Consider the following 13,515-nt stretch of genomic DNA (forward strand, 5'->3'; position numbering starts at 1 on the left):
TACAACAAGGACGGACTCATGGCAACTGCACCCCTTCATGCACCGAATTTCGACCCGCAAGACGGCTGGTCGCTCCCCGCGTGGACATACAGCGATCCCGACTTTTACGCAGTCGAAATGGAACGGATTTTCCGCCCGAGCTGGCAGGTCGTCTGTCACGACAGCGATATCCCGAACGTCGGCGACTGGCACAGCATCGATTATTGCGGCGAAAGCGTCATTCTGGTGCGCGGCACCGATCGGGCGGTGCGCGCCTTCACCAATGTCTGCCGGCACCGCGGCTCGCGTCTCGTCGATGGCGCTGTCGGCTGCGCGAAGAAGCTCGTCTGCCCCTATCACGCCTGGACCTACGAGCTCGACGGCCGGCTGACCGGGGTGCCCGATTCGGCGAGCTATCCGACGCTCGACAAGGGCAAGGCGGGGCTCGTTCCCGTCGGGCTCGAACAATGGCGCGGCTTCTGGTTCGTGCGGCTCGAGGATGACGGTGGCCCGTCGGTCGCCGAGATGATGGCGCCTTATGAAGCGATGGTCGAACCCTATCGCTTCGAGGAACTCGGCGCACTGGGCCGCGTCACGCTGCGCCCGCGCGAGGTCAACTGGAAGAATGTCGGCGACAATTATTCGGACGGGCTCCACATCCCCGTCGCGCATCCCGGGCTGACGCGGCTGTTCGGCAAAAGCTATGGCGTCGAGGCCGAGGACCGCGTCGATCGCATGTGGGGCGACCTGATCGACCGGCCGTCGGTCAACTGGTCCGAACGCATGTACCAGCGGCTGTTGCCGCCGGTGCCGCACCTGCCCGCCGACCGCCAGCGCCACTGGCTCTATTTCAAGCTGTGGCCGAACGTCGCCTTCGATATCTATCCCGACCAGGTCGATTTCATGCAGTGGCTGCCGACCGGGCCGACGACCTGCCTGATCCGCGAAATTTCCTATGTGCTGCCCGACGAGCGCCGCGAGATGAAGGCCGCGCGCTATCTCAACTGGCGGATCAACCGGCAGGTCAATGCCGAGGACACCGAGCTGATCACCCGCGTCCAGCAGGGAATGCAGTCGAAGAGCTTCACCATGGGGCCGCTCAGCGACAAGGAAGTGTGCCTCAAGCATTTCTGTTCGCGGATGCGCGATATCATTCCCGAGGCGCGACTGGAGTACGCACCCAAGGCGGGGTGGAGCCGCGCTTGAACGACGGCGCGCCCGTGGTGATCGTCGGCGGCGGGCCCGCCGGCATGGTCGCGGGGCTGCTCCTCGCGCGCGCCGGGGTGCGCGTGACGCTACTCGAAAAGCATGCCGATTTCCTCCGCGACTTCCGCGGCGACACGGTGCATCCCTCGACCCTCGAACTGTTCAACGAGATCGGGCTGCTCGAAGAACTGCTGAAAGAACCGCACGCCGCGATCGACACGATGACGCTCAACCTGCTTGGCGGCCGTTATACGATCGCGACGATGAAGCACCTTCCCGTCGCGGCGCGCTTCGTCGCGATGATGCCGCAATGGGATCTGCTCGATTTCATCGCGGGGCAGGGAAAACGCTACCCGACCTTCGACCTCCGCATGTCGACCGAGGCGACCGGGCTGACCTATGACGCGGCGAACCGCGTCTGCGGGGCGACGCTGGCGAGCGGCGAAGTGCTGCCCGCGCGGCTGGTGATCGCCGCCGACGGCCGCCGCTCGGTGCTGCGCGATGCCGCCGAACTGCCGCTCGAAGATCTCGGTGCGCCGATGGACGTGCTGTGGTTCCGCGTTCCGGTGCCCGCGGGCATGGATATGTCCGAGGTTGCGCTCGGCACGATCGACAAGGGCGGGATGGTCGTCGCGATCCCGCGCGGCGATTATTGGCAATGCGCGCAGATCATCGAGAAAGGCGGTTTTGCGCCGATCGAGGCGGCGGGGATTGCGGCCTTTCGCGACCGGATCGTCGCGATCGCGCCGGGTCTTGCCGCCGGGATCGACGCGATCCGGAGCTTCGACGACGTCAAGCTGCTCTCGGTCGCGCTCGACCGGCTCACCCGCTGGTCGCGTCCCGGCCTGCTCGCGATCGGCGACGCCGCCCACGCGATGTCGCCCGTCGGCGGCGTCGGCATCAACCTTGCGGTGCAGGACGCGGTGGCGGCGGCGAACATCCTCGCCGCGCCGCTTGCCGCCGGTGCCGACCCCGATCCGCTGCTCTCGCGCGTGCAGGACCGCCGCTGGACGCCGACGACGCGCATGCAGGCGATCCAGCGTTTCGCGCACCAGCGCGTGATCGAGCCGATGCTGCGCGGCGAGATCACCCGCGTGCCGTTCGCGGTGCGCCTCCTCAACGCCATCCCGCTGCTCCGCCGTATTCCGGGCCGTGTCCTCGGTCTCGGTTTCGGCCGCCAGCATGTCCAATCCCCGCTTGCGAAAGACTTCCAATGACCAAAGCCTATGACGCCCTGATTATCGGCGCCGGCCACAACGGCCTCGTCTGTGCCTTCTATCTCGCCAAGGCGGGGCTGAAGGTGCGCATCGTCGAGGCGCGCGACGTCGTCGGCGGCGCCGCGGTGACCGAGGAATTCGCGCCGGGGTTTCGCAATTCGGTCGCCAGCTACACGGTCAGCCTGCTCCAGCCGAAGGTGATCGCCGACATGAAGCTCGCCGATCATGGCTATCGCGTCATCGAGCGGCCGATCAGCAATTTCCTGCCGCAGGAGGATGGCGGCTACCTCAAGCTCGGCGGCGGGCTCGAACGCACGCAGGCCGAGTTCCGCAAATTCTCGCACCGCGATGCCGAGGTGCTGCCGCAATATTATGACGCGCTCGAAAATGTCGCCGAATTGCTCCGCGACCTCGCGCTGCGCGTGCCGCCGAACGTCGGCGAGGGGATGCGGACCTTGCTCGACGGCGCGCGGCAGGGGCGCCGTTTCGCGACGCTCAGCCTCGAACAGCAGCGCGACGTGCTCGACCTGTTCACCAAATCGGCGCGCACGATGCTCGATAGCTGGTTCGAGAGCGAAGCGGTCAAGGCGGCCTTCGGTTTCGACGCCGTCGTCGGCAATTACGCCAGCCCCGACACCCCGGGCAGCGCCTATGTCCTGCTTCACCACGTCTTCGGCGAAGTGAACGGCAAAAAGGGCGCGTGGGGTCACAGCGTCGGCGGCATGGGCAAGATCACCGAAATCATGGCGAAGGTCTGCCGCGATATGGGGGTCGAGATCAGCCTCGAAAGCCCGGTCGCCAAGGTGCTCGTCGACGGCGGCAAGGCGGTCGGGGTCAAGCTCGTCGGCGGCGAGGAAATCGCCGCGGCGCGCGTGATCGCCAATGTCGGCCCGAAGTTGCTCTACGAACGGATGATGGACGCAAGCGACCTGCCCGCCGGCTTCGAGCGCCGGATCAAGGGCTTCAAGGCGGGCAGCGGTACCTTCCGCATGAATGTCGCATTGAGCGAGCTGCCGAGGTTCACTTGCCTTCCCGAACCCGGCGAGCATCACCAGTCGGGGATCATCCTCGCCCCGACGCTCGACTATATGGACCGCGCCTTCCTCGACGCGAAGCAATATGGCTGGTCGAAGGCGCCGATCGTCGAGATGCTGATCCCCTCGACCATCGACGACAGCCTCGCCCCCCCGGGCCAGCATGTCGCGAGCCTCTTCTGCCAGCAGTTCGCTCCCGAGCTTCCCGACGGTCGCGACTGGGACAATGAGGAAGAAGCCGCCGCCGATGCGATCATCGACACCGTCGAAAAACATGCGCCGGGCTTCCGCGCCAGTATCATCGCCCAGACGCGCCTCAGCCCCAAGGGGCTGGAACGCAAGTTCGGCCTTGTCGGCGGCGACATCATGCACGGCAATATGAGCCTCGACCAGCTCTGGGCGGCGCGCCCCGTGCTCGGCAACGGCGGCTATCGCGGCCCGGTGAAGGGCCTCTATATGTGCGGCGCGGGCACCCACCCCGGCGGCGGCGTGACCGGCGCGCCGGGGCATAATGCGGCAACGGTGATCTTACGCGACCGGGGCCTCTTCGCCCCCAAATGGCGCGTCTGATCCGAAGCCGATCGGTTGCGGCATCGCCGGGCGCGCCGCGCGTTCGCGGCGCAACCGTTCGACGAGCGTCCCATCGTCGAGGGCCCGGGCAAAACGCGCCTGCCGCGCGACGACCGCAAAGTCGCCGAGCGTCAGCCCGCCGGCCCGGTCGAGCGCCGCGGGCGCCGGGCGGCCGAAGAAATGGACGAACGCCCGCCGCGCGCGCGGGGTATCGAGCGCGCGCATCTCGACCTTGAAGACGAAGCGCCGCGCCGATGCGGGGTCGAGCTTCGCCGCATGGTTGGTGGCCGCGGCGAAGGGTAGGGGATGATCCTCCATCCAGGTCAGCAGTTCGTTGACCCGACTGACCTCCCAGCTCGCCGTTGCGCCCTGCCGGTCGGCGAGCAGCGAATCGACCTCGTCGAAGAACAACATCGCCCCCTGCCGCCGTGCCTCGGCAAAGGCGCGCGCGATCGCCTTCTCGGTCCCGCCGACCCATTTCGACATCAGGTCCGACGCGCGCTTCATATGCAGCGGCCGTCCCAGCCGCCGGGCCAGCGCCTGCACCGCTTCGGTCTTGCCGGTGCCCGGCGCGCCGGTGAGCAGCAGCGAGAAATCGGCAGGGGCTCCCGCGCGCGTGAGCTCGGCGAACAGCGCCGGCAGGTCGGTGTCGGCGGTGAGCAGGCCTTCGTCGAAGTCGCGCGGCGCGCGCGGTTCGATGTCGTGCCCGTGCATCGCGCCTAGCACCGATCCCGCAAAGCGGCTCGCGCTCGCCGGGTCGCCCGCCAGCCCCGCGGCGCGCGCGGCGACGCGGAACAGCGACGCCGCTTCGGGCGCGCGCGCCGCCAGCGCCTGCAACGCCGGGTCGACCGCGACCGCTTCCTCGGCGCTCACCCGTTCCAGCATCGCCGGACTGTGCGCGCCGCCGGGAAAGTCCATGCGGATCGACAGGCTGAAGCGGCGCAGGATTGCGGGATCGACATCGACGATCGCGTTGGAGGTCCAGATGACCGGGACGACATTTTCCTCGAGCAAACGGTTGACGAACAGCTTCGACCCCGACCGGTTGCGAATGCGGCCGTCCTGTTCGGCCTGCGCGTTGCCGAGCAGATCCTCCATTTCGTCGAACAGCAACAGCGCGCGCCCGCGCTTCTCCAGCGTGCGCAGCGCCAGCCGCAGCGCGGCGACGCGGTCGAACCGGGTCGGCTCGTCCCCGTCGCTGTCGGCTTCGCCGACTGCGTGCAGCGGCTCGCCGAGCGCGGCTGCGAGCGTCCGCGCGAGTTCGGTCTTCCCCGTGCCCGGCGGGCCGTGGATCAGGATGTTGATCCCGCGCGCGCCGCCATCCAGCGCCCCGCGCAGCAGCGCGAGCGCGAGGTCGGCTTCGCGCCGCTGCGCCGGAAAATCGGCGAGCGCATGGCGTGCCGCCTGCCGCCGGCCGAGCAGCCCGTCGATCAGGCTTTCATGCTTTCCGGCCCGCGCGTCGAGCAGGCGCTCGAACGACCAGCAGAGGCCGAACTCGACCTTGCCCTCCTTGCTCGTCCAGCGTCCGACAAGATCGAGCCGGACCACTTCGGCGGTGCGAATGGCATGCGGCGCGAGCTGCGTGAGCATTCCGACGAGGGACTCCATGTCGAGCGCCTCGGCGTCGACGAGCTTGGCGAGGCTGCGCGTCAGCGGCCCGCGCTCCATTGCGGTGACGAGCAACAGCAGCGCACGCTCTTCGGCGGCGAGGTCGAGCGCGTCGGCCAGCCGGTTCGCCTGCAACAGGCTTTCATCTGCGCACGCATCGGGTGCCGGGACCGGAGGCCCGAGCAGCGCGGCGCGCGCGATCGTCTTGTCTTCGAACCCGAGCGCGGCGGCACGCGCGCGGGCCCAGCCGAGCAACGCCCGGCCGGTCTTGGTCTTGCCCGGATGATCCGTGGCGATGGCGCGCGCCAGTGCGCGCGCCCAATGGCTGTCGTGCAACATATATACCTGCCTGCGGCCGGCGGACGCACGGCGGCAGAAGTGATGATGGCGGGTTGGAAATTGCGGCAGCGCCCGTCGCGCACCGCGTCAGGACTAACGCGCTACGACAGCGGGCGGATGCCGCAGGGATTCAAACCCTGGATTATTCGGCGTTCCGACACGTCACGTCTCCAAAAAAGCCCGACTCCCGGGCCAGTGGGATCGCGCCGATAGGCGATTTTGCTTCGCGGGGCAAGGTTTCAGGTGGCGACGGGCCGCGCGCGCCGCATCACAAGATAGATCGGCAGGCCCGCGACGGTCATCGCCAGACTGTACAGCGTCGGCTCCAGTCCCGCGCCGTAAAAGGCCCAGCAGACATAGATTATCCCCGCCAGCGTCAGCAGCACGAACGCCGGCGACATGTGGAAACGCCCTTCGTTCCGGAATTTCAGCGCCGCCAGCGCGCCGATCAGATAGAAGATTATCGTCGTCGAGGTCGTCACCAGCATCATGAAATTGAACAGTTCGGCGAGGCCGCGGCTATAATTGGCATAGACGATGAGCGTCGCGAGCACCGCTGCGAGCAACAGGCTCCAATGCGGGACGCCGTGCCGGTTGTCGGTCCCGAAAGCGTGTGGGACCAAGCCGCGGTGCGCGAGGTCGCGCGGCAACTCGCCGGCCAGCAGGACAAAGCCGTTGAGCGCGCCGAGCGCTGCGATGGCCGCCAGGACGGCGGCGGCGGTGCCTGCCTCGGGCCCGATGAAATGGCTGAAAAAAGTGGGGAAGGGCGCGATCGATGCGGCGACCACCTCCGACGGGAGCAGCATCGTGACCGCGGTGCAGGCGAGCAGATAGAGCAGGCCCGTCGCGACCATGCCGATCATCGTCGCCCGCGGCACGGTACGCTCGGGATCCGATACCCGGTCGCCCGCCGCCAGCGCGCTTTCAAAACCCAATAGTGCAAACAATGTGAAGGTCGCGGCATGGCCGATGCCGGCCAGGCTGACCGGCTCGGTGCCCTGCATCGACGGCAATGCGCTGTCTCCCGCCGCCAGCCACCATAGCGCGATGGCGATCGCGCCGAACAGCAGCAGCAGTTTCAGGATCAGCGTCACGACTTGCATCCCGCCCGCCTTGCGGACGCCGAGCAGGTTGACGAAGGTGAAGAACCACACAAAGGCGATGGCGAGCAGCGCCGCTGCCGACCCGCCGCCGTTCAGCGACGGATAGATGATCGCAAGGTTGCGGACGGCCGCGACCGCCAGCGTCGCGTTGGTCACCCAGCAACTGATCCAAAAGCTCCAGGCCACGACAAAACCCGTCGCGGGGCCGAACGCCGCCGCCGCATAGGTGTAGGCACCGCAACCCCCCGGCAGGTATCGCGCGAGGCGTGCGAAGACCAGCGCGAGGCACAGCGTGCCCCCGATGGTTGCGAGCCAGCCGAGCGCGGCATTCCAGCCGAGCGGTGCCAGCGAGCTGGGCAGCAGGAAGACGCCCGAGCCGATCATGTTGCCCATGACCAGTGCAACGCACATCAAAAGGCCGAGCTTTTCGCCCGGCCTTTCGCTGTTGGTGACGGTGGAACTCACCCGATCAGAACTTGGCGCCCAGCCGCGCCCCGAAGGTCTGGGGCGTGCTTATCAGCACCTGCGGCCTGCCGTCGCACTGGCCGCAGTTCGAATAGCGCGCCAGTTCGGCGCGTTCGTCGAAGGCATTCTGCAGGAACAGCTCGAAGCTGTACATGCTCCAGTCGAAGCCGACCGCGAAGTCGACCGTCGTCGATCCCTTGATCCGGCCGAGCGCATTCGCCGTCGCGACGCGGATGTCGGGGGTCGCCGAACTGCGATGCGCGATCACCGATTGCAGGTGCAATTCGCCCGGCCCGACCGGGAAGGCGTAGCGCACCGTCGCATTGCCGTTGAATTTCGGCGTCACCGGCAGCCGCGTACCCGCCGGGGCGGCAATCGAATTGCCGGCATCGGTACATTGGTAGGTCGGATCGTCGATGTCGCAGAGATTATTCTTGGTCTTGGCGTCGGTGTAGGAAGCCGCGGCGGTGATCGTCAGGCCCTGGGTCGGCCGGATATTCACGTCGGCCTCGACGCCGCGAATGCGGGCATTCGGGCCGTTATGGATTTCGGTGAAGCTGTTTTCGCCGAGGAAGGAGAATTGGAACCGCTTCCATTCCTGCTGGTAGATGGCGGCGTTGAACCGCACCAGCCCGTCGGCGAGCGTCGATTTGAAGCCGATTTCGTAATTGGTCAGGAAGTCGGCGGCATAGGGCGCGATCGTCGAGCGGCGGTTGATCCCGCCCGGGCGGAAACCGCGCGACCAGGTGCCATAGACCATCAGGTCGTCGTTGGGCTTCCACGTCAGGTTGAGCCGGTGGGTGAAGCCCGTGTCCTTCGTCCGCTTGGGGACCAGCTTGCCATCCACATAGTCGGCGAGGTTGGTGCACGGCCCGCCGGGAACGACGGCCGGGAGCAGTTCGCGCGAACTGCTGTAGGTGTCGGTGTCGCGGTCGTAGAGGCGCTCACCCGCCGTGGTGTAGCATTGCGCGACGCCCGTGCGGTTGCTGCCCGCGGCGTTGGGCGGCGAATCCTCGAAACCGTTGCCGGGATTGCGGCCGAAGCCGAAGAAGCCGATCAGGCTGTTGTCGAATTTGTAATAGCGGCCGCCGCCGGTCAGCGTGACCGTCGGGGTGATGTCGAAACTCGCTTCGCCAAAGGCGGCATAGTCGCGGTCGACGCGTTTTTGCAGGGTCAGCCACAGCGTGCCGGGACGTCCGTTGACCGACAGATCGTCGGCAAGGCCGGGAATCTTGTAATCCTGGAAAATCCGGTTGCTCTGGCGCTGGTAGAACAGCCCGGCAACGACGCGGAAGCGTTCGTCCTGCGGCGACGAAATGCGCAGTTCCTGGCTCAGCTTGCGGAAATGGTCGGTGCCGATGATGAACTGGCGCGGGTCGATGGTGTTACCGGCATTGTCCTGGATATAGAAATAGTTCGCGAGCCCGCCATACTCGGTATAGAGCGCGTCATAAGCCTCTGAATAATCGGTATAATCATTGATCTGATACGCCTTGCGGTCGAGATAGGCGCCCGCGTAGGTGAGGTCGAAATTGCCGATCTTGCCCTCGATCGTCAGCGCCGCCTGGATGAATTTGTCGGTGCGCTTGTCGGGATAGAAGCGCTGCGTCTGCAAATCGCCGACGCGCGGGTCTTGCGCGAACGTGCCGTTGCTCCGCTGATTCTGGTAGAGCACGGTCGGCGTCACGGTCCAGTTGTCGTCGAGATCGACCTTCAGCGCGGCGCGGCCGCCATAGATTTCGGCGTCGTTGAAGTTCTTTTTGACGAAGGCGGCGTTATTGACGGAGACACCATCCTTGATGCAGCCGTTGATATTATCATCCTCGTCGCGGGTCGGCGTGCCGCAGAAGGTACGCGTGCCGGGGACATTGTCGATATAGCCGGCGTCCTTCTGGTACCAGCCGACAATACGCACCGCCGCCATCTCGCTAATCGGCGCGTTGATCATGCCCTCGAGCCGGCCGCCCATGCCGCCGCTCTTGACCGTGTTGAGTTCGCCGTCGACGCGGCCCTCGAAACCCGACGGGTCGGGTTTGTTGGTGATGATGCGGATCGTCCCTGCCTGCGACGAGGCGCCATAGAGCGTGCCCTGCGGCCCCGCGAGCGATTCGATGCGGGCGATGTCATAGACATGGACGTCGAGCGTGCCGCCGATCGTCGTCACCGGCTGTTCGTCGAGATAGACGCCGACGCTGGGCAGCGAACCCGAATGGTTGCCGTCGCCGCCGCTGGCGACGCCGCGCATATAGACGGTGGTAACCCCCGGCTGGCTCGACTGGAAGGAGACGCTGGGCAGGAGTTTCGAAAAGTCCTGGAAATTGGCAACATTGAGCTGGTCGAGCTTGCGCGTTCCGAGCGCCTGGATGCTGATCGGCACATCCTGAAGATTCTCCTCGCGCTTTTGCGCGGTGACGACGATTTCGTCGTCGTTGCTGTTACCGGCGGTCTCCTGCGCCAGCAGCGGCGTGGACGACAGGACGCTGCCGGACAGCGAAGCCAAGAGCAAAGCGCGGCATGAAAAACGTACCGACATAATATCCCCCTGTTGACCGCGCGCCGATGGTCCAGCGTCGCGACAGGGGGGGAGGTTTCACCTATTTCGGCGCGTCGTCAATCGACGCTGAAGGTGCGGGCAGGAGGTCTCGGCGGTTTCCGGTGCAACTATGACAAAATTGCCACAATCGGTGCCGATACCCCCGCCGATGGACACAAGGATGTCAGGGCGCGTCCGGATAGTGCGCGAGAACGGGGCCCAGCGCATCTTTCAAAGGCTGGAGCCAGGGCTCCATCGCCCGCCATTGCCCGACGCCGTCGCTGTTGATCGGCCGCCGCACCTGTTCCGAACTCGCGGTGCGCACCGCGCGCGCGTTGGTGTGGAAATCGAGGCAGGCCGCCTCGAAGGGAAGGCCGAGGTAATCGAGCAGCGCACGCACCTCGCCTTCGAGGTCGTCGATCAGCCGTTCGTGGATGATGCGGTGGATGCGCCCGGGCAGCGCGGCGTCGAAATGATCGAGCAGGTCAACATAGTCGGCATAATAGCGCCCCATGTCGGTGAGGCTGTAACTGAAGAGCTGACCGCGCGCGAAATGCTGTTTGAAGTTGGAAAAACAGCAGTCCAGCGGATGGCGGCGGGCGTCGATGATCTTCGCGTTCGGCAGGATCAGGTGGATGAAGCCGATGTGCAGCCAGTTGTTCGGCAGCTTGTCGATATAGAAGGGCTTGCCGCTTTTGCGCTGGACCTGCGTGTCGCGCAGATATTCCTCGCCGAGCATGCGGGCTTCGGTGGCCGACAACCTGGCGATCCCGCCGGCGTTGCGCGCCTTCATCGCGAGCTTGGGAATGTCGGGCAGTTCCATCGTGCCTTCGACCAGCGAATGGCTCGCCAATATCTGTTCGATCAGCGTCGATCCGGCGCGCGGCATGCCGACGATGAAGATCGGATCGGGCGCCTCTGCACCATAGTCGCGGCGCGCGGCAAAGAAATCGGGGGAATAAAGTTCCTTGGCATGATCGACCGCGGCGCGCGTCTGGTCGGCGTCATAGTCGATCAGCGCCTTTCGCAGCGCATTGCCTTCGGCATAATGACGAAACGCCGCTTCGGCCTGCTTGCGGTCCTCGTGCGCTTTGCCGAGCGCGAAATGGAGGTGGAAGCGGTCTTCGGCGGCGAGATCGTCGCGAGCGAGCGCCGCCAGCATCGCCGCGACGTCGGCATCGTCGAAGGCGACGGTCTTGAGGTTGGCGAGGCTCCACCAGACCTCACCGAGCGCGGGCGCCAGCGACAGGGCGCGGCGATAGGCGGCGACTGCGTCGGCCTGCCGCCCGACCGTCTTCAGCATATGCGCGTAGGACATCCAGATTTTCGGCTGCCGGCCGACGGTGCCGAGGATCTGCTCATAAAGTTCGAGCGCCTCGTCGAATTCGCCGACGCGTCCCAGCGCCGCGGCCTTGAGATTGGCATTGCCGAGATTGCCCGGATCGACGCGTTGCAGATGCTCAAGCTCCGCGACCGCTTCGGCCGAACGGCCTTGGCGGTGGAGTACCGTGGCAAGGTTCGAGCGCGCGGCGAGGAAATCGGGGGCGATTTCGAGCGCCCGCCTGAGCAGATTTTCGGCATCGCGATAGCGTTCGATCCGCGCCGCCAGTTCGGCGAGCATGCGGATCGCGGCGACGTCGAACGGGTCGCGCTTCAGCCGCGCCTTCAACACCGGCTCGGCGTCGTGGAGCCGCCCCTCGTACAGCGCGAGCGCGGCCTCCAGCATCTCGGGATCGGCCTGACCCCGCGCGATCGCTTGCTGCGCCGGATCGAGCGTCGCCAAGCTCAGCCCTTCGCCTTGCGCGCCTTGGCGATCGCCTGCCGCAGCGCGTCATAGCCGACCTGGCCCTGGAAAAGCTGGTCGCCGACGACCCATGTCGGGGTGGCGTTGAGCTGGAGCTGCGTCGCGATCGCGAGGTTGCTGTCGAGTTCGCGCTGGAACAGCGCCTCGTTCGCGGTGGCATCGGCGCTGCCGTCGGTGACCACGCCGACCTTTTCGGCGGCCGCCGCGATCGCCGCCTTGTCGAGCGACGGGCTGGCGAACATCGCGTGGTGGAAGGCGTCATATTTGCCCTGCCGCGCCGCGGCGAGCGCCATCAGCGCGGCGTCGCGGCTTTGCGGGGCGATGATCGGCAGCTCGCGGAACACGACCTTCAGCCGCTTGTCCTCGCGGATCAGCCGGTCGACGTCGGGCACGCTCGCGCGGCAGAAACCGCAGGCATAGTCGGTGAACACGACGAGGGTGACGTCGCCATTGGCATTGCCCGCCCACGCCCCGGCATAAGGCTTTTCGAGCGCCGGACGGATCGCGTCGACCGCCTTGGCCACTTCGCGGCCGCGCTGCGCTTCGAGCGCCTCGGGAATGATCTGCGGGTTCGCCTTGATATAGTCGGCAACGATCGTTTCGACCTCGCTCTTGCCCAGTCCGCCGCCGAAGCGGCCGCCGAGCCAGAAGGCGAAGGCGAGGAGGACGATGCCCGCCAGCGCGACAAGTCCCGTCCGCCCGGACACTCCATCCATTCCCGTCCCCCTGACTTGCGGCAATTTCGATGCCGCCATCGCCTTGCTGGCGGCCGGTTTCGCGGCGGGCCGCACATGCGGCGTGCGGTCGTCGGCGCCGGGCGCCGCGGCCGCGCTTTTGGCGTCCTTCGCCGGTGCAGGCGCGGGCGCCAGCGCCGGTTCGCTGGCGAACAGCGGCAGGTCGGGGGCCGCCGGCGCCGCGGGTTCGGCGGCGCGCGCCGCAGCTTCTTCGCGGGCGAGCAATTGTTCGAGCCCCGACGGCGGCGGCGCGGGTTCTTCGCGCGGGGCGGGGCGCAGCTTGGTCGCGGCTTCGCCGATGCTGCCGATGAGGCTTTCGCTGCCCGCCTTCGCGGCCTGTTCGATCCCGGCCTTGGTCTTGCCCGCGACCTCGCCGAGTCCGCGGCCGGCGTCGCTCGACATTTTGGCGACCTTTTCGCCGAGCGCCATCTTCTGCCACGCTTGGCTGCTGGTATCGGCCGTCGCGCGCGCGGCGCGCGCTGAGCCTTTGCCGATCGCGCGGGCGGTGCGCCCGGCGGCGCGGCCGCTGCGTTCGGCCAGTTCGCGCGAGCGGCGCGGAATTTCCATCGCCTCGACGCGCGCCGGGATGTCGGCGCGGTCGCCGACGCGGATCGTCCAGTCGGCAAAGGCGCCGGCGCCGGTGCGGATCGCCTGCCACAGGCTCGCGGCACCCGCCTTCAGATGATCGGCGGTCGCGGCCTCGCGTGCCGGACGCTCGCGGGCCGGATATTGCGTCAGGTCGATGCCGACCGGCGGCCCGTCCTTCGGCTTTGCGAGGCCGACGTCGGGCTCGGGCGGCGCACCGTGCGGCGCGGCACCCGGCGCAGGGTTGCGCAGCCACGGCTGGTAATAATCATCCTTCTTGTCAGTCACTTGTCGCCCTTATGCATCGCGGTTCGCGATGCTTTCCCCATCTTCTTGCC

General features: G+C 66.9%; 8 protein-coding genes. 3 read left to right on the forward strand and 5 right to left on the reverse strand.

The features are described 5' to 3' along the window. Window positions 1–18 precede the first annotated feature (18 nt). Genes V6U71_RS21920 through V6U71_RS21930 form a run of 3 tightly spaced genes read left to right on the forward strand, consistent with a single transcriptional unit; the run spans window position 19 to window position 4,006 of the window. Window positions 19–1,185 carry an aromatic ring-hydroxylating oxygenase subunit alpha gene (locus V6U71_RS21920; RefSeq protein ID WP_411340394.1) on the forward strand — a complete coding sequence of 389 codons (1,167 nt, stop codon included), beginning with the start codon at window positions 19–21 and terminating at the stop codon, window positions 1,183–1,185. Continuing rightward, window positions 1,182–2,402, forward strand: coding sequence for an FAD-dependent oxidoreductase (locus V6U71_RS21925; RefSeq protein ID WP_411340395.1), 1,221 nt, complete (start codon window positions 1,182–1,184; stop codon window positions 2,400–2,402). Before V6U71_RS21920 ends, V6U71_RS21925 begins: the two co-directional genes overlap by 4 nt. Next, window positions 2,399–4,006, forward strand: a complete 1,608-nt coding sequence (locus V6U71_RS21930) for a phytoene desaturase family protein (protein ID WP_411340396.1) — start codon at window positions 2,399–2,401, stop codon at window positions 4,004–4,006. Before V6U71_RS21925 ends, V6U71_RS21930 begins: the two co-directional genes overlap by 4 nt. Here V6U71_RS21930 and V6U71_RS21935 read toward each other — a convergent pair. The 5 genes from V6U71_RS21935 to V6U71_RS21955 form a co-directional block, all read right to left on the reverse strand. After that, complete coding sequence (locus V6U71_RS21935) at window positions 3,965–5,953, reverse strand: AAA family ATPase (RefSeq protein ID WP_411340397.1); 1,989 nt, start codon at window positions 5,951–5,953, stop codon at window positions 3,965–3,967. The genes V6U71_RS21930 and V6U71_RS21935 overlap by 42 nt on opposite strands. Window positions 5,954–6,192: 239 nt before the next feature. Continuing rightward, complete coding sequence (locus tag V6U71_RS21940; RefSeq protein WP_411340398.1) at window positions 6,193–7,521, reverse strand: amino acid permease; 1,329 nt, start codon at window positions 7,519–7,521, stop codon at window positions 6,193–6,195. Window positions 7,522–7,525: 4 nt separating this feature from the next. Beyond that, window positions 7,526–10,054, reverse strand: coding sequence for a TonB-dependent receptor (locus V6U71_RS21945; RefSeq protein ID WP_411340399.1), 2,529 nt, complete (start codon window positions 10,052–10,054; stop codon window positions 7,526–7,528). A 184-nt stretch (window positions 10,055–10,238) separates the two neighbouring features. Then, a complete protein-coding gene (locus tag V6U71_RS21950) occupies window positions 10,239–11,780 on the reverse strand; it encodes a tetratricopeptide repeat-containing sulfotransferase family protein (protein WP_411342387.1) in 1,542 nt (513 codons plus the stop codon). A 59-nt stretch (window positions 11,781–11,839) separates the two neighbouring features. Beyond that, window positions 11,840–13,465: a DsbA family protein gene (locus V6U71_RS21955; protein ID WP_411340400.1), complete on the reverse strand. Its 1,626-nt coding sequence runs from the start codon at window positions 13,463–13,465 to the stop codon at window positions 11,840–11,842. Window positions 13,466–13,515: the final 50 nt, after the last annotated feature.

Source organism: Sphingopyxis sp. J-6 (assembly GCF_046603995.1).
Taxonomy (GTDB): domain Bacteria; phylum Pseudomonadota; class Alphaproteobacteria; order Sphingomonadales; family Sphingomonadaceae; genus Sphingopyxis.